Annotated in this window: 11 protein-coding genes; all 11 read right to left on the bottom strand. The window is 47.6% G+C overall.

Features of this window, described 5'->3' with window-relative positions; translation table 11 throughout:
• Positions 1-17 precede the first annotated feature (17 nt).
• Complete coding sequence (locus ASL11_RS01150) at positions 18-2,207, bottom strand: family 78 glycoside hydrolase catalytic domain (RefSeq protein WP_056608767.1); 2,190 nt, start codon at positions 2,205-2,207, stop codon at positions 18-20.
• Between the two features lie 288 nt (positions 2,208-2,495).
• On the bottom strand, positions 2,496-6,707 hold the full coding sequence (locus ASL11_RS01145; RefSeq protein ID WP_056608763.1) for an Ig-like domain-containing protein: 4,212 nt from the start codon (positions 6,705-6,707) through the stop codon (positions 2,496-2,498).
• 133 nt (positions 6,708-6,840) lie between these two features.
• Complete coding sequence (locus ASL11_RS01140; RefSeq protein ID WP_056608760.1) at positions 6,841-8,802, bottom strand: DUF6259 domain-containing protein; 1,962 nt, start codon at positions 8,800-8,802, stop codon at positions 6,841-6,843.
• Between the two features lie 20 nt (positions 8,803-8,822).
• Positions 8,823-9,575, bottom strand: coding sequence for an SDR family NAD(P)-dependent oxidoreductase (locus tag ASL11_RS01135; RefSeq protein WP_056608757.1), 753 nt, complete (start codon positions 9,573-9,575; stop codon positions 8,823-8,825).
• 30 nt (positions 9,576-9,605) lie between these two features.
• Positions 9,606-10,766 (bottom strand): galactonate dehydratase, encoded by a 1,161-nt coding sequence (gene dgoD, locus ASL11_RS01130; RefSeq protein ID WP_056608754.1) that lies wholly within the window; start codon positions 10,764-10,766, stop codon positions 9,606-9,608.
• 176 nt (positions 10,767-10,942) lie between these two features.
• Positions 10,943-12,385 (bottom strand): ABC transporter substrate-binding protein, encoded by a 1,443-nt coding sequence (locus ASL11_RS01125; RefSeq protein ID WP_162261618.1) that lies wholly within the window; start codon positions 12,383-12,385, stop codon positions 10,943-10,945.
• A 105-nt stretch (positions 12,386-12,490) separates the two neighbouring features.
• Positions 12,491-14,200 carry a sensor histidine kinase gene (locus tag ASL11_RS01120; RefSeq protein ID WP_056608749.1) on the bottom strand — a complete coding sequence of 570 codons (1,710 nt, stop codon included), beginning with the start codon at positions 14,198-14,200 and terminating at the stop codon, positions 12,491-12,493.
• The gene (locus tag ASL11_RS01115) at positions 14,197-15,747 is read right to left on the bottom strand and encodes a response regulator transcription factor (RefSeq protein ID WP_056608745.1); all 1,551 of its coding nucleotides are present in this window, start codon (positions 15,745-15,747) and stop codon (positions 14,197-14,199) included. Before ASL11_RS01115 ends, ASL11_RS01120 begins: the two co-directional genes overlap by 4 nt.
• Positions 15,748-15,765: 18 nt before the next feature.
• Positions 15,766-16,596: a carbohydrate ABC transporter permease gene (locus tag ASL11_RS01110; RefSeq protein WP_056608742.1), complete on the bottom strand. Its 831-nt coding sequence runs from the start codon at positions 16,594-16,596 to the stop codon at positions 15,766-15,768.
• A gap of 13 nt (positions 16,597-16,609) precedes the next feature.
• Positions 16,610-17,560: a carbohydrate ABC transporter permease gene (locus ASL11_RS01105; protein ID WP_056608737.1), complete on the bottom strand. Its 951-nt coding sequence runs from the start codon at positions 17,558-17,560 to the stop codon at positions 16,610-16,612.
• A gap of 512 nt (positions 17,561-18,072) precedes the next feature.
• Positions 18,073-18,423 (bottom strand): Rieske (2Fe-2S) protein, encoded by a 351-nt coding sequence (locus ASL11_RS01100; RefSeq protein WP_056608733.1) that lies wholly within the window; start codon positions 18,421-18,423, stop codon positions 18,073-18,075.
• Positions 18,424-18,426 lie beyond the last annotated feature (3 nt).

The following is an 18,426-nucleotide window of genomic DNA, read 5'->3' as shown; positions in this document are numbered from 1 at the left end:
ACAAATATTTTTTATGGTCAGTATCTGATCACCGATACTTGTTGCGGGAAATCCTGGGCCCACTGTCCATGGTTGTATGCAAGCCGAATCATACCAGAAGGGACGCGGACTTCCAGCGTAAAATGCTCCCAGTGTGCCGGAATTTTTGGTGAAAATGAAATCTCCTTCCACCCCGGTTTGGACGGTTTCAGTCCGATGATTTCCTCAATCAGCAAGGGTACAGGGGCGCTTGCCCAAGGGTGACAAAGACTGGTATTCCACTTTTGATCTTTCCCCCAGGCCTCAAAACAAGTTGTTGCCCCTTCTTTCAGCATATTTCCCCAAGAATGTTCTTCTTCAGAGCTCATAAGCTCGTAAATCAACGTATGCTCTCCAACTCTCGCCAAAGCTTTTAGGACAAAATAGGAAAAGTACACGCCGCACGAAAATCTTTTCTCGCGAATTTGATCCACAATCGATGGAACGGATTCCTCCGGAGCCAGATCAAACAGCAAGGGCAGCACATTGGCATGCAGCGCGTGATGTCTGCTTCCCTCCGCATCTGTAAATAAACAGCGGGTCGGATCATAAAAAACTTCGATGAAACGCCTTTTTAACCGTGGAAGCTCATCCTTGTAAGAAATCCCCAGCAAATCACGTATCTCATTCACAGCTTGGATGCAGCCAAGATAAAACGCATTAACCACGTTATGGCAACCAGGACCTATCGGCTTCGATAGCTCAAAATCGTATTCATCGCGCAGCTCCTTCGGCCAATCAACCAAATTCCATTTATCGGTGATTTCGTGTAATAATCCGTCACCTCGATCGTAGGCTTGAAAATGACGGAGCAGTTGCTCCGCATAAGGATACATATCCCGCAAAAAGGTCAGATCTCCGCTGTAACGATAATATTCCAGCAGCTGTAGGGGCCATTGAAGTGAAAAGTCAGCAATCTCCTGCATAAAATTCCCTGGAACTACTGACATGAGACCTGGGCACGTAGAGGAACTAAGTGCAAATTGCTCAATTGCTTTCTTGTACAATCGCAGATCACCGCTGAGGAGCATGTGAGCATGCCCGATCACTGTGTTATCGCCTAAGTATTGTCCTTTCTCACGGGTTGGACAGTCTACAAAGTTTTCTTGGGAACCGTATTTAACTCCGTTTTTACATATTTGAAAAATTCGGTTCATCAAGTCATCCGAACTTTGAAAACGGCAGCTTTCTTCATTAAAGGGATAGTGTCTGACGATCGCTTGAAACGAATCAGGGCGAATCGCTTGTTCGGGGCCGAACACTTCCACGTATCGAAAACCTTTGTAATCGTAAAAGTCCAGTCTATCGCAATCCCCGGATAGCGTCCATTGCTCTTGATACGTACAGTTGCAGCGCATGTTAAATCTGACCGCTTGTTCGTCCGCTTCCAGTTCTTCCCCGCAGCGGATTTCGATTTCTGCGCCTGCTTCCCCTTCCGCCTCCATGGTAAATTGCCCCGTGATTTCTTCGCCGAAATCAATCCAGTAATGACCGGGAGCCCTTCTTTCTACGCGATACGGCTTCTTCTCATAAACCGATAAAACAGGTGTCGGCTGCTCCATGAGCGTATAGTCCGCTTGATCGTTCGTGTGGACGGGAAGCCAAGCGGAATCATCAAAGGAAAGATCCTTCCAGCCTTTCTCAGACTTTCGGGCATCGATATGTTCTACAAATTGAGTGGAATAACCAAATGCCTCCCCTTTCACGTATTCTTCTGCCCGTTTAGCTCGCCAAGTCTCATCGGTTTTCACGAGAACACGGTCGCCCGTTGTCAGCTCTGCGATATGCCCCTGCCTATAATCGCCGCTGTTATATGCCCGATTAACTAGCCCTTGGTAATACACGTGGACAGCGATGACATTGTTCCCCGCTTGGAGAAAGGAACCAACCTCGACCCGATTGTAATAGTAGTGGCCTGCTTCATTCTGAGCCGGTCCCTGAGCAACAAAACGGCCGTTCAGATACAACTTGTAGTAATCGTCCGCTGTGATGTCCATATATAATGAAACGCTTTCAAGATCAATAGATGCCAGATTAAATGTGGTCCTTACAAACCAATGATGATGCTGCAAATCCTCGAGATGCGCCTCTGATTCAGCTGCATCCATCTCTTTATGAAATAAATCCAATGGTTCCATCGATTTAAACGGGGTATCCGTTATCCAACGTGCTTGCCAATGTTTAGACAAATCTTATCTCTCCCCTAAAGTTGAACTCGAATATTGTAGTTTAACAGGAGAACTACAATTCTCCTGCGATCCAACTGTACAACTGAAAGGTAAGGTAGAACAATCGTTCATTTTCCCTCGATCAACAATATTCTCAAACAAAAGAAGAACCGTTCCGATTCCACAATATGGGTTCTAACAGCCAAAGTCAACTCTTGAGGGTGCTCGATGAAACGCCCGGCATGATAAAAAAACGGAGCCGCGTATGTTACGCGTTCTCCGCTTCTAGAGTTTCTTTTCTAAAGCTTTCTACTTCGTTACTTTTACAATCATCTTATCGCTAGATTTTGCTCCCGCATAGTTAACTAGCTCAGCTCGATACTCATAGGTGCCTATTGCTCTATTTGCTATGGTCGTTACTGCTGATTGAACAGTGGGTGTTTTATCCAAAAGTGTTTGCGTATCGATAAGAATATCGTTTTCGTATAAATGATAGGTCGTTCCATTCGTGCCCCACCACATATTCATGGTGGCTTTGAAATTCCCTTCGCCATCCCAGTTGTCATTGGAAAGGACCGGTTTAGCCGGTGTTGCCTGAGTAACGATAACGGTCATAATGTCACTTCTCGTTGTGCCAAAAGTATTGGTGAGTTCAGCGTAGTAGCGATAGGTCCCATTCATCTTGTAGGTAACTGACGTTACGGTAGATTGGGCACTCGGTGAATTATCCACAAGAATTTGGGTCTCGATGAGCACATCATTTTCATATAGCTTATAGATTCTACCGTTATCTCCCCACCACATATCCATTTTCACCCTGTAGTTGCCATCTTGAATGCCAGTATCAAATCCATTGTCATTAGACAGATCAGGTTTTCCCGGCACTCCTTGGCTTTTCGTAATCATGTTGTTTACGGTTGCGGTCGCAGTACCCTGATTGCCTGCATCATCAACAAATTCAAAAGTAAAGCTGCCGTTCATGAGGAACGAGTAGCAGTTTGCCCCCCCGTTGTTCGTGATCGTTACATGTTCGCTTGGCGTAATGGACGCTACTACAATATCATTGGTCGGTGTTGTGCTGCTATATGCGACCGATGCAGTTGGCACTGTCATGTCTGCAATGTCTACGATCGTCATCGAATAAGGCTTCAATTGGATCTGTCCGGCAAAACTTGAGACAGGTGCCTCTGGCAACGGATTGACCTGAGGAGCGTCCAGCCAGCTCGCATTCGGATTGGTGAGGTAATCCGGCAAAGGATTTTCTCCCCCGTATATCCAATTCGTCTTGAGCGCCGCTCCTGGTACGGATACGTTAACTGGGTTCATCGTGCGGTTGGCAAATACGACCTTCTTAATGCCGCTTGCATCGCCGAATCCCCATGCGCCAACATCCGCGACATTATAATATACATTCGTTGCTATAAAGCGAAGTTTTTCATTTTGAACATTGCCCTGTGCGAGATTGATCTTGTAGAAACTGCTGTTTGCGTCAAGCAAATCACCCAATGCTTTAAATACATGAAAATTCGGTAATTTGACGAGATCGCCATTCGATGCCTGCTGCACGATTCCAAACCCCTGAGTATCCACCATCGCGTGCACGTCGGTAATCGTCACTGCGCCTGACTCGATCATTTGCAGCACCCGTTCCATACTGTGGATCGCAAATCCTGGTGTTTTCATGAACTGTTTGCGTGCCTTCTCGTTTAAGTCCGTCTCTCCGAAAATAACCGTCGGAAGCGAGGACCATTCCGTTACCCACATTTCCTTGCCCGGGAATTGATTTTTTTGAATGATTAGCCCTTCTAATGCGCTTTGGTTATACGTATACAAATAGTCCATCATCTTGCTGTTCGTCAAATCATTCAGATAAGGAATAGGGGAATACACATGGACGATGATCGCATCGTAGAAACTGGTATCTTGCGCCAGGCTCTGGTTCCAAGCAGCAACCCGCCCCCCTTGCGTTGCTCCCCAGTCGACATTAGGATCTGGCTGATTATTGGGGTCAGCCGCGATCCTGTCTTCAAGGTCTTTCGCGACCGCGACAATACCAACTTTTATGGTTGGGTCGATGTTTTTGATGCCCTGATAAATCAATTTGCATTTTGCAATGTACTCGTTTACCGATGGAAATGCTTTATCAAAGAAAATGGAATATAGCTCATTCCCCATTTCCACATAAATAGGCTGGGTTGTCAGCTGCTTCATCTGCCGAATTTGAGTCATAATTTCATCTACCGACTGTGAGATGACGTTCAAGTCATATACGTACGGCACACCCAAAGTATTGGCCAGATGGTACGAATTCGCAAGGGATAGCCCAGGAAAACCCGGCTTTAAGCTTACATTTTCAATAGCCCCGATCGTTTTATTTCCGTAAAATTGCTGATAACGCGGATCCTTCGAATTAATAAGGGTACCTTCGTTGTACATGTAGAAATCAGCACCTGTTCCATCCGGACCACGCACGTTTTGTAGCTTGAGTTCCATGCCGAGATTATCATGACTTGCAGGTTGAAAATCGGTCACCCTGCCGATTTTTAAAACTTGTTCGTTATGCACCCCTAATAGATAGGGCGACAAAGCATACGGAGTCGTATCGATCTGGAATTCCGCAGATGAAACGGTTGGACCCGGTATAGGATTCACCGTAACCTGGGTTGTGGCCGAAAATCTGCCGTCTACCGTAGTAACAGTAACCGTCGTCGTCCCGGCGGACAACGCTTTGATGGCTTTGGACTTGCTTGCTCCGCCGACCAAGCTTGCCACGGATGGGTCGCTGATTGACCATACGGTGAACAAGTTATCGGCATCAGTTGGAGCGATCGTCGCTGTGAGTTCCTCGGATTCCCCTACATATAGCGAAGTACTTGCCTTATTTAGGGAAACGCCTGTTGGCCGGACATAGACGACAACGTCACTCTTATCTTGATAAGAACCGTCATACGTTGCAGCGGTAATAGTAGCCTGCCCCTTTGCGACGGCTGTGACAACACCAGTTTGATCGACTGTTGCTACAGCATGGTTGCTTGAGCTCAATACGACATTCTTGCCAGTTTTATTGGTGATCGGAATAGGCGCGCTATTTCCTCTGGCGTAAGCGGCCAGCTTGGTGCCCATGACTAACTTCGAGCTTTCATGGTTCCAAATTTTAATATCATCAATAGACGCCTTTAAATTGTAAGTAGTCAACTGCACCTTGCCAAATGAATACGCAACGTTGGAAATGGCTCCCGCAAATGTATAATCAGCATCCGCTGCGCTTTTTACATATACTTGAACCGAATCGTCCAAAGCAGCCAGTTTGATATCGTAATCTATCCCTTGATTAAATGCTGCGGAATAAAAGGACTGCTCTGTACCACCTGCTTTAATATAGCTTAATCCGGTCCCCCTGATCAGCAGCCGTGTGTAATCGGATTCGCTCACATATCTAAGCTTAATGGAAATGAAGTTTCCGGCCAAATTGTCTCCACGATTAAACCGCATCAAAATCGTCTGATTTCTCCATTGTGCATTCGCCCCTTTGAGTTCAATCAGAGAGGAAGCGGTTGTTGTCGAAGATAATCGGGAATTATCAACCATCCAAGTGCCCTGTACAGGATTCCATAGATTCATACCATTGCTGAAATCGTCCTGGAACTGCAATACCCCTATGGAATCCACCGGATCTTTCACATAGATATCGAATTTCACTTGCGACAAATTGTCTGCCGTAGCGGCAGTAATCGTAACTAGTCCTCTGGTTAACCCGGTAACCACACCGTTTCCATCAACAGTTGCCTTCCCCGCGTCGCCAGAAGTCCATATAACCGAATTTCCAGTCGCATTTATTAATTGCAAATTGGATTGACTTCCCACGTTCAAAGAAGACAATATGTTTCCGTTAGCCATAAAAGCCGAATCACGCAAATTGACAACGCTTACATTGTCGAGCTGCACTTTATCGTTGAAGGTTGAAAATCTGACCTTTCCGCTTTGAACGGGTACACCCGTAATCGTTCCTACACTTGTATAATTGGTTTCCGATTCAGTTTTTGCATATACGGTTGCCGTGCTTCCCGATATATTCATCTTGATGTCGTAGTTACTGCCAACGGTAAATTTATAGCCGGAAAGGGACACCTCGCTAGACCCATTAATGGTATAACTTAACCCGATAGGCCGGATCATCAAGCTCAAATTGCTGGTATTGCTACTATACCTCGTATATACTCTTGTAAATCCACCTCCTGGCGTTTCCAAGATTTTCAGCCTAAAATCAACGATTTGATCCTGCCAAACCGAATTCGTCCCTTTCATCTCAATATTGTTCGAGCTGGACGATGTAACGCGAAGTGCGCCGTTATCGACGACCCATGACCCGTTAATTCCATTCCACAGTGACATCCCTGCACTGAAATCATCCTGGAATTGAAGGACGCCTGTACTTCCGGCGGCAAATCCTTTAGGTAGCGGGAGTAACAACGAAATTAGAAGAGTACATAAAATGAGCCCCGACATTATCTTTTTATACATCATGCATCCACCCTTTCTTCATTATATAATTCAATAATGTAAGCGTTTCACTTTCAATCAAAAAAGAACAACAAGGTTGTTCCGTGCCGACTTGAACACAGAGCAGCCTTGCTGCCCCCTCTTACAAACTACTTTATTCCACAATCTCACATTGGAATTCATTAGCTCCCAAACGAATCACTCGGCTTTGGAAAGAAATCTGCTTCTCCTCAGCGGTATCATTCCAAAATACGAAGAGTCTTCTCGCATGATGAACGTATTCCGTTTTGATGATTCCCTCAGGCAGCTCCATATCAGTATCCAGTGAAAAAGTGCCGTGATAGAAAAATTCAGAGTAGCGATCGCGTAAGGCGATCAGTTCCTTAACGTGGCTCGCATAGGCCGGAGCCGCAGTCACTGTTGCCCGAGAGCGGTAAATAGCAATGTCAAAGCGGTATCCATACACAAAAGCGAAGTGAAGCTGCTGTTTAAAATCGCTTCTCTCATCATGCATGTAGCGATTGGACATAATCGTCTCGGGGAACGTTTGCCGATAAAGCTCAGGGAACGACTCTTCGTCTTTAAAACTCGCGTATTGGCAACTATGATGGAAATCCAGGAGAGGCGCATAGCAGTCGACAACGAATTCAGAGCCGAAAGCTTTATCCCCTGTGCATAATTCACGCATTTGCTGCAAATTGCGCCGCCGATAAACCGTCTCGTTATCCCCCCGGTTTCCATGATCATGCGAAGCATCGAAACAGAGATGTGGAAAATGTCCAGCGATCTGATCGTAGAAAATGGAGTCCGGGTTGTAGCTTAGTTTTTGTAGACCGATCTGGGTAAGATGCTTATTCCATTCATCGGTCGCCTGACAGGCAGACACAAAGCTTTTGTAGCCAAAATTGCGCAGCAGCATGCCGTCATTGTTGAATTTATAATGCTCCCTGTACTCCATGCCATCAATATTTTTACGGCAAATCCGATGTCCGGTTTCCTTGTAATAGTCTGATTTTACATCGATCAATACACCATTTGTGTAAAGCGCAACACGTCCCCCCCGACGCTGCACTTCCGCAATCGCTGCTTTAAACCCTTCTTCTCCGCCAAGAGCAGGATCAGGTTCATAAACCGGATAACCGTTATCGAAGCCGCCTTTCCACCAGCCGAAGAGCAGAATCATTTCCACCCCGACTGCCTTGCCTTCCTCGTAGACTCGGGGTAAATCTTCATAACGGAAGTAAATTTTGCCGAACTGATGCTTCATAATGATTCGCTGCCAACCCGGGAGCTTCTGTACCCAATCGGGTTTCTGCGGTTCACTAAACCAACCGTCCGCCCATTGCCGGTAAATGGCCGAGCCTTGCCGCCAATCCCCGGGAACGAAGGCGACTACAGAGGTCGGGGAGGAAACTTCTTCTCCTCCTTGCACCAAAGGAAACTGAGAAACGGCTAGAACGAGACGCGGATCGCTGTTGCGCGGGCCTATTCCTGCGGCCAACACACACGTAGTGAAGTTGTCATCATGCCTTCCTACATAAATAAAATGCGAACCGCTCTGCACACCGAACCAAGCCATACTGCCGAAACTCGGATAGGTCATGTCGAGCCAAATCTCATGGTCATCACTGGACATGTATTCAGTATGAGCCTTGTCAATTGCCGTCCAAGGATCTGCAAGTCGGTGTCCATGCCCCTGACTGCGGTACAGAACATCGCGAGAACGCTGTTCATCTGCAACGACGGATACATCTACGAACGGAAGTTTGATCTCATTAACCCTTACTTCGCTCTGATTGGTTACCTTGTATGAGAAGTGCAATTGCTCTCCTTCTACGAGGACCTGCACCCGAAACAATACGGGATAGGTATTCCCGTCCTCTGCTTCGAGCTGATTGTATTGGACAGCCAATCCACCCTCAATTTCGGTTACCGTCCCGCTCTGAAGACTTGAACGAACGGACATGTCGCGAAATTCGCCGTCATCCAGTTGAATTCTCCAGAAATCCGCTCCTGCACTCTCTTGTAATAGAAGTCCCTCCGCCGACCATCGTACGGATCGTCCCTGCGGATCTACAGCAAACTGTAATTGTCCTGCCTTAAGTGAAAAAGTCATTTTCCCAATCTGTCCTTTCCTTATCGTAAATAAAGACCGCCGTTCACATCCAGAATAATTCCGGTAATGTACCTAGCCTCATCGCTGGCTAGGAATACCGCCGCAGCCGCAACGTCTTCAAGCTTCCCTAAGCCTAAGGGGACGGATTCCGTTAAACTCTTTACCTTCTCATCCCCATGCGTTTGAAGCAATAATTCGGTTTCGATGATGCCCGGAGCGATCGCGTTAACGGTAATGCCATAAGGAGCGGCCGTGCGAGCGAGCGTTTTTGTGAAGCCGATCTGTCCGCTTTTACTAGCAGCGTAGTGAACATGGCCATACAAGGCACCCTGATGTCCAACGACCGAACTGATCGAAATAATCCTTCCGCTTTTTTGCGGCATCATGATGTCCATGGCATACTTCGAGCATAAAAAGGTGCTCGTCAAGTTGTTGTTGATGATTTCATTCCAACTATGCAGCGACGTTTCGCCTATCGTTTCCGCCCTGGAAGTGCCGGCATTGTTGACCAATATATCGAGGCGTCCATACTTCTCTACCGCCACATGAAACAATCTCTGGACATCCTCTTCTTGGCTGACATTAGCTTGAATCGCAATGGCATCCCGCCCCATCGCCTTGACCTGCTCAACAAGTTGAAGTGCGCTTTCCGTGATCTCCAGAGCGTTAATAATCACATTAGCTCCCGCTTCAGCCATTCCTAAGATCATCCCGCGTCCGAGACCTTGCGATGACCCCGTTACCATGACCACTTTGCCAGATAAATCAAACATAACGATGCTCACCTCGGTTTCTAAAATGATTTAAAAGTAATGCTCGGCAGCCGGTGGTCGAATTTGAATAAGTTGCCCGTTATAATGCCTTAAATCGTGCGGGACAAAAGGATATTTAATGGCTGAGTCTTCATACAGTTCAATGCCTAACCCCGGTTTATCCGGGATTGTCATGTAGCCATCCTCGAAATGCAGCTGTTCGTCCGTTATCTCTTTGCGCCAAGGCACATCACTTGCCATAATTTCCAGATAGAAAAAGTTAGGCGTGCATGCGGCCAATTGCAGTGTAGCTGCGTTAGCTACGGGGCCGCTTGGATTATGCGGGGCGAATGGAATATAGTTCGCTTCCGCCATTGCTGCAATTTTGCGGCATTCCATAATGCCGCCGGCATGGCTGATATCCGGTTGCACATAGTCCAGCGCTCTTCGCTTGAACACCTCGCTGAATCCTTGTCGCGTAAACAATCGTTCTCCGCCTGCTATAGCCACCGGAGATTTCCGCCTTACATCTACCATGGCATCCAAGTTATCTGGTGGAACTGGTTCTTCGAACCACACCGGCTTGAAAGCTTCAATCTCCTTAGCGATCTTAATCGCTGTAGGTACATTAAACCGGCCATGCCCTTCAATAAACAGATCCATGTCATAACCAACGGCATCTCTCACAATGCCTATGCATGCGAGAGCCTTATCCATTTCCTCATTCGAGAGGGTCATGTACGCTTTGCCGAACGGATCCCACTTGAGCCCTTTGAATCCTCGCTCCATCGCTTCCTTGGCTTTTACACCAAAATCCTCTACGCAAGTGGCGCCGGCAAACCATCCATTGGCATACACCTTCACCTTATCGTGAACCTTGCCCCCAAGCAGCCTGTGAACCGGAACGCCCAGTGATTTACCGTTAATGTCCCACAATGCCATTTCCACTGCACTAAGCGCAGACATCAGAACGGCTCCACCCCGCCAGTAGGCATCACGATATATATTGTGATAGTGCGCTTCGATATCAAACGGGCTTTTACCGATTAGGTAACGTTTTATATCTTCTATTGCCCCAGTTACAGCATTCTCTTTATACTCCAGCGTTGCTTCGCCAACCCCTGAAATACCTTCATCTGTGTAAATCTTGACGAATACGAAGTTTGTCCGGTAACAATCGACGACAAACGTATTCACGCCAGTAATTTTCATCTCCACACCCCTAAGAAACATGTCATATTTATTTTCACGGACTGAATCGCCGCCCCTTGCACTCGATAGATAACACCCCCCAGAGCTGTTTGCTATGCAAAGTGTTCTGGGGGGTGCGAAAGATAAGCTTTTCACCGAAGTATAGTTCCGGTAACGTTAATCCCTACTATCAGCCGTTACTTCAGCGGCTTGAAATCCGGCTGCAGATACTTGTTTAAATCCACCGTTTTCGCTTCCACATTGGCAGCCGTCAGTTTGTTGAACGCATCTCCCAGCTCTTGCAGTCCCTTCTCAATTTCCGGAAGCTCCTTGCCCCTGATAAACAGCTCCGACATGACGTCATTTACAACGGCCGCTTTTTTGACATCGATTGAGCCTACTTTAAGTGGAGGGTTTAAAACGGAATAATCCAGCAGTGGCGCCACCGGATAATTCGTTGACTTCCCGTTGATGACAAAACCTGCTGATCCCTTGCGATCCACTGGTTGAATCGATTTTTCCTGAGCGGCAAGGTTTGTAAAGGAACCGAGACCCTTTTTGGCCAGCGTCACAAACATTTCATCGGAGATCATGAATTCCCATACCTTCTTTGCTTCTTTAAGATGCTCCGTTTTTTTGTTGATGCTGAATCCGCCCGCTGTCTCGTAGCCAGGCCCCCCCAGAACTTTCCCTGACCAAGTAGGGAAGTCTGCCACGGCCCAGTCGATTTTTGCTGGAAACTGATCGTTGAATACCCCGATATCCCAGGTTGCGGCGGACAGCATGCCGATATTGCCCTCGGAAAACTGGGCGCGGATCATATCGTTGTCATAATTGCCTACGCCAGGAAAGACGCTGCCTTCCTTATTCACATCAATCCACCACTTCACATATTTAGCAAAAGGCGAAAAGTCATATTTTCCAGTTACGGCATTCCAGCCATCCCTGCCATAAATGTCTCCCGAAACAACTGCCGGATAAGTCACATAATACCGCCAGAATGCCGACTGCTTGATCGGCAGACCGAGACCGAACTTCTTGCCGCCTCCACTGGCTGTTATCTGTTTCGCATATTGCTGCATTTCCTGCCAGGTCGTTGGAGGTTTCTCTGGATCAAGTCCGGATGCTTTGAACAAATCCTTATTGTAAACTAATTTAAAAGTGGTGACGTTTTCAAAGACACGATCCAGTTCACCATTCTTCGAGGTTGGTGGAGCTGTAAGAGCGGATTTATCAAAGCGTTTGCGAATTTCCGGTGTGATCAAGGGATTCAAATCCAATGGATAATCCGCAGTGGATAAATCGGGCGTATAATAAGCAATATCCGGAAGTTTACCCGCATTCAGCGCAAGCTTCAACTGCTCGTTATAGTTGTCCGAGTAAACCTTATAGTCAATCTGGATATTGTCAGGATTCGTATCATTGAACTTTTTGATTAAGCCCTCACGAACCTCAAGATCATGCCGCGTGTTGGTCCAAACCTTGATCGTCACTTTTTCCTTAGGCTTTTCTTTCTCTACCCCCGCGGTGCTGCTGGCAACCTTGCCATTGTTTGTACCTGACGAGCACCCAGCAGACAAAGCCAGCGCTACGGCAGCTATCGTAATCAAACTGCGGTTTCCCCATTTACTTCTACTCAATTGCTTCAACCCCTCATCTTGATTTGAATTACAACCTCATTATAGAAAGGAATCCACCCGCAGTTAACCCCTCAAAACTCGTATTTACTGACAAACCAGCCACGATTATGGAAGCCTTTCCACAAAGGGAAGCAGCAGCTCAAAGCATTTTCCCTGCTCCAACTTCTTCATCCGCAGGCCACTATCTTCACCAAAATAGAGTCGGATCCGCTCATGAACATTACGGATGCCAAAGGAGTCCGGATCGGGAACCTGCTCGCTGAGCAGCCGCTGTACCCGCTCCTCGTCCAGAATTTGTCCATCATCAAAGACACTAATGCAAAAAGCATCCTCTGCTACGCGCCAGCCTTCAACCTTGATAAGACTTCCACCAGCCTGGCGGCTCATTCCGTACATGATGGCGTTCTCCACCAGCGGCTGAAGCGAGATTTTCACAATCTCCTGCTGCATGAATTCCTCAGGGATCTGGATGGCAATCGTAAACTGCCCCTTGTAGCGGATTTGCTGCATGCCAATATAGTTATTCAGGTGCCTTAGCTCCTGCTCAACGGTCACGACATCGATCTGATCCAGGCCTCCTCGAAGAAAGCCGCTTAGATATTCAATCATATTAGTGAGCTCCCGATCCTTGTGCTCCAGCGCTTTCCACTGGATGGTATCCAGGCTGTTGTAGAGAAAATGCGGGTTAATCTGATACTGCAACAGCCTCAGTCGGTACTCCTTCTTCAGCACCTGCTCCTGACGGATTTCCATTAACAGTTCACGAATCCCGTCATAGAGGACGCCGATTTCATCCGCCCGCACCAAAGGCGGGATGTGCATGTTGGCCCCCTCGCTTTTCTTTCGGACAACCAGCGAGGCCAACCGTTCAATCGGCCGGGAGAAATTCCGTGCCAGCCTGATGGAGAGCAGCGTCATACCCAACAGCAATAGCCCCACCAGGCCGATGGTCCATTGATATACCTTATAGAGCGGCAGCAGCACTTGATGCCGTGGTACAATGCCGAGCAGCATCCATTCCGCCCCAATCGTTCGTATGGAAAAATAACTGTCCCCTTCTGTAAAGCTGTATTCCGACTTGTCCATACTCTTCTCTTCAGGAAGATGAAGGATTCTCGACTGGAGAGCCGCATTCTCCACCGTTCCCGGAGAACGGATTAATCTTCCATTCCCGGCATCAACAATAAGATATTGGCTTTGGCCAAGATGCTGCGGCCCCTCCAGCATTGCGCTCATGGAGCTGTACGGGATGGTAATCAGCAGACAACCGTGCAATTGCTGAGCGGCAACACTTCCTAAAGGAACGACCCAGGTGAATTCCCCCGCTGTTTTATCGTCAGACAGCCAGTAAACGTGTTCAAGTGTTCGTTTATCCAGGGAAAAGCTCTCAATACGTGCGGGATCATTTTTTACAGGAAGGCCGTAGCTGGAAAGATAGTGATTTCGAGGCAAGAGAAAGGAAACGCGAAAGTCCGCGTTAATATACTTGATATTGGTCAGGTACTGTGATAGCCGGTTGGCCACCTCTACCTGCCTGAGAATAGGAGCTTGCGGATTTGCAAAAGCTTGCATCAGCTCTTCATCCTGAAGAAACAGCCCCTCTGCTGTTTGGAATTCCTGATATAGCTGCCCTAGAGGGGCAGCTGTGCGGGACAGGATCAAGTCCGCGCTTTCTTCCAATTGCCGGGTAAATAAATTGGAGGTCACAAGGATATTAACAAGGCCGACAACCAAAAGTGGGAGGAGCGCCAATGCGATCATAAGCAAGAACAGCTTTTGGTGAAACCGACGGAAAGGCTGGCGGCGTTTCTTCATACTAGAGCCCCCCGATACTCCGAGGGTGTCATGCCATATTCCCTTTTGAACAACTTCACAAAATGCTCTACCTTGTTGTACCCGACTTTATAGGACACCTCATAAACCTTAAGCGTGGGATCTTTCAGCAGCCTAATGGCTGCGCCCATGCGGGCCCGAAGCAGATGTACACGGAAGGTGACTCCCGTTTGCTGCTTGAACAGCTCACTTAAGTAAACCGGGGAAAGGCCTAAATCCTCGGCAATGGTGGTCAATTGGAGATCCTGTTCGTATTCCCTGCCAATCCGCTCCAGGGCAAGACGAATCAACCGATGAAGGCCTTTGCCATGCCGCTGACGGAGCAAATGATGGATCTCATGGGTAAAGAAATACAGAAGTTCCTTGATTTTCAAATGACCGGAGATGCGCATCCTTAAGTCATCTGTACTCGGCAAAAGTCCTTCATCCTGGGCCCCAGCATGCTCCCGGATCGTGGACAGCCATTCAAAGCACCAACGCTGAGCCGCATTAAGATCCCATTCCACAAAAGCAGGAGCCAGTTGGTTGAGCCACTCTATCACTCGGTCTGTATCCCCCTGCAGCATCCACCCGATGAGCTCCGCCATAGGCTTCGTCCATTGCACATAGGCCATCTCGTCTCGAGACGGCAAAAGAAAGCGAACCGGCTCCTCCGGATTCGCTCCCATATATTCCATCATTTTCTCTGTTTCCCAAAATAATCTCGACAGTTGGAGCGGACTTTGTCCAGGCTCTGAAATCATAATGTGTACTTTCTTTTTGGTGAATCGGTCTATACAATCGTATAATCGCCAGGCAAAGACGAGGAGCTCCTCTTGGGAGCTGATGCCTCCCGTAACCAGCAGCCATTTACCGAAGGAAAGGCGAATCGGGCAAACAGCCTCGTATTCGGCAATAAGCTCGAACATGACATTCTGCACGGCAAACTGGTCAATCTTAGCAGTCTCTATATGACCGTGTTGATCAGCCCCATCCAACGTAATCAGGTGCAGTCTCAACTCGCCATCTAGCAGCCATTTCAGCCCTACCTGAACACACTCCTCTTTCCACTCATAGCCAGGCTGATCTCCTAATATGAGCTCTTGAATATACTGGGAGCGGATGGATTCCTCATAATAGCGATTGCGGCGGTCACGTTCTCTTAGCACCTTGAGTTGCTCCAGCCTATCCACCTGCTTAAGAAGAACCTGCAGTAATTCTTCAGGCTTCGTCGGCTTGAGAAGATAATCCGTTACACCCAACTGGAGTGCCCTGCGGGCATAATCGAATTCACTGTAAGCACTGAGAATGATAAACTGGGTGTTCGGCCGATAGGCCTCAGCCCGGGCTATCATCTCTAGTCCTGTCATGTCCGGCATTCTGATGTCCGTAATGACAATATCCGGAGAAACGGCCCGGATTTTCTCCAGGGCACTCTCTCCATCCTCTGCTACACTGGCAACCACGAGATCGTATTCTTCCCAAGGAATAATTGTGACTAGTCTTTCCCGAATAAAATGCTCATCATCCACAATCAACACTTTATACATGCTGCATCCTCCGATCTGTCAACCCTTCACAGCACCTTGCGCAAGTCCACCTACAATTTGCCGGTTTAAAACAATAAATACGACAAGTACGGGAATAACCGAAATCATCGAGCCCGCCAGCAACAAGTTCCAGGCTGCTGCTCCAGAACCCATATTCCGCAGTTCAACCACACCTACAGTCAGTGTTTTGGTATCCGGATTACCGATACTCATGACTAAAGGGAAAATATAAGTGTTCCATTCCGCAATAAATTCCAACAGGAAAAAAGTAGCGGTAATCGGAGCCATCAACGGCAGTGTCAGTCGATAAAAACGCTTGAAATAGGATGCCCCATCAACAATTGCCGCCTCATCCATCTCCTTGCCGAGCGATTTAACGAAGCCTTCGTACAGGAAAACACTAGCCCCCAAACCATACAAGGCAGCAAGTGGGATCGTAAAAATACTGTTCGTCAATCCCCAATCCACGGCGAGCTTGAACTTTGGAAACAAAGTCATCGGACCTAGGCTGACGAACATTACCCCGATAACCAACAGAGAGAGTAGTCGTTTTCCAGGGAATTGGGTTCTGGCAAAAACATACCCAGACATCGCCCCCATAAACACACTCAGCCCAGAGCTAACCGTAGCAAAAACCACCGAGTTATAGAAATACAGGGAGAAATTCAGCTCTTCCCATACCTCCGAATAGTTGGAGAATATCCACTTCCGAGGTAGCAAGCCGCCACCTGTAATCAGTTCCTGATTGGATTTGAAGGAATAAAACAAGACGTAAAGCACCGGAATCAATGTTAGGATGGCGACGACAGACAAAATTACATACTTTAACCACTTTAACAGATGTTTCACTTTGCTGTCCTCCTTAATTATGATAATCCATTTTCTTAGTCAACTTGAAGTAGCCTATCGATATCACGACCAGGATAAGTGCGGTAAACACCGCGACCGTTGCCCCGTAGCCATAATTGGTGCCTGCATCTCCTCCGAAAAACTGATGAAAAATATACAAGAAGGTCAGCTCGGTAGCATAGTTCGGTCCACCATCAGTAAGGACGAGAAAGGGGCCCATCGACTTGAGTGTCCCTAGAATAGACAGGAACAAAATCATCTGCAGAATCCGCCCCATCATTGGAAGGGAGATATAACGCACCCTGGTCCACCCCGTAGCTCCGTCGATATCAGCGCTTTCATAGACATCCTTCGGAATGCTGGTCAGACCTACAAGTAAAAGCAGCATATTGATCCCGAAATTCTGCCAGGCGTCTAAAACCATCCCGCTAACAAAAGCTGTCCACCCGCCTGACAGGAAGGCAATGGGTTGATCGATCAGGTTTAAGGCGAGCAGCAGCTGATTAAGCCCCCCGTTATACGGGTTCAGCAGGATATAAACCACCAAGGCCATCGTTGAGGCCGGCAGAATGTAAGGCATAACAAACATGGCCCGAAACACATTTTTTCCTTTCATTTGCGAACTGAGGAACAGAGCCAGCATAAAGGCCAGAGGAAGCTCAAGAATGATTTTCAGGGAGAAAAGAGCCTGCTTCCAGAGGCTAGACCAGTAAATTTGATCATCCATCAGTCCTCGGAAATTTGCCAGCCCCGTAAACCGCTCCGGCCTAACTCCATCATAGTAATAAAAAACGTATTTAACCGCCCAAGCAATCGGGTATAAGGAAAAAATAACAAAGCAGCAAACAGGAATCAGCAGCATGAGGTACGCGGCGCCATACTTTCTCCAAAAGAGTCGAAAGGGGTTTAGGGCTCTCACACTTACAGCCGGAGTGATGTCTGACTTTACGGATAAATCAGTCATCCCTTCCGACCTCCTTTATTCCATCTGCTGGCAGAAGGCCTCGTAGCCCCAACGAGGAAATCCAATGCTTCACGCTAGTATTCATGGGTATTGCCCCCTTCTTTGTATTGGTAACGCCATTATAGCACCACCCTTTTCGACAATCCCCCCCTTAAACTTTATATATACTGCACATAACTGGAGAAATTCTGGACCCGGATTCATGCTCCTGCCAAATAACCCCACAAAGCGGAGTCTTTGCGTGGAAATGCGGGTAGGAGAAATCACCAGCAGCGTCTTGGTTTCCTGGTGATTGGTTAGGTTAAATGATATAGTCCTCTCCTCTCAAAATCACTGCTGTGAATTTCTGAGCGCCGGGTATTTCTATATGCTCTTCAAGAAAGCGGTCGGCCACGCCGACGCAATATCGACAAAAACAACCTCCCAAAGGCTAGACGGCCCGCGAGAGGTTGGTTTGTCAAGATTCTAATAAAAGTATCGATTTCGGATTGGCGTAATAACGGCATTAATGTCTAAATGATGATCCCGATTTTGCCGTTATCGACTTGAACCTTATAGCTTCTCGTTCGAACTTTCTCGTCGAAGATCGATTTCCCAGTCTTGATCTCGAATTCCCAGCCATGCCAAGGACAACGCACCAGCTCGCCATTGCGGCCGAATTCGTATTCGTATACCTTGGACGGTAGGGTTGTTCCGCAAACCGGACCTTTGCACAACGGAGCGCCTTCATGCGGACACCTGTTATGCAGCGCGTAATATTCGCCTCCTACGCAGTAGATTCCGATAGACCGGCCCTCGACATCCACGATCTTGCTCTTGCCTTCCCAAATATCATCCGCTTCAGCTACATAATGGATTGCCATTGT

The sequence above is a fragment of the Paenibacillus sp. Soil750 genome (assembly GCF_001428045.1).
In the GTDB taxonomy this organism is placed as follows: Bacteria; Bacillota; Bacilli; order Paenibacillales; family NBRC-103111; genus Paenibacillus_E; species Paenibacillus_E allorhizoplanae.
This window is presented reverse-complemented; position numbering and strand designations above follow the sequence as displayed.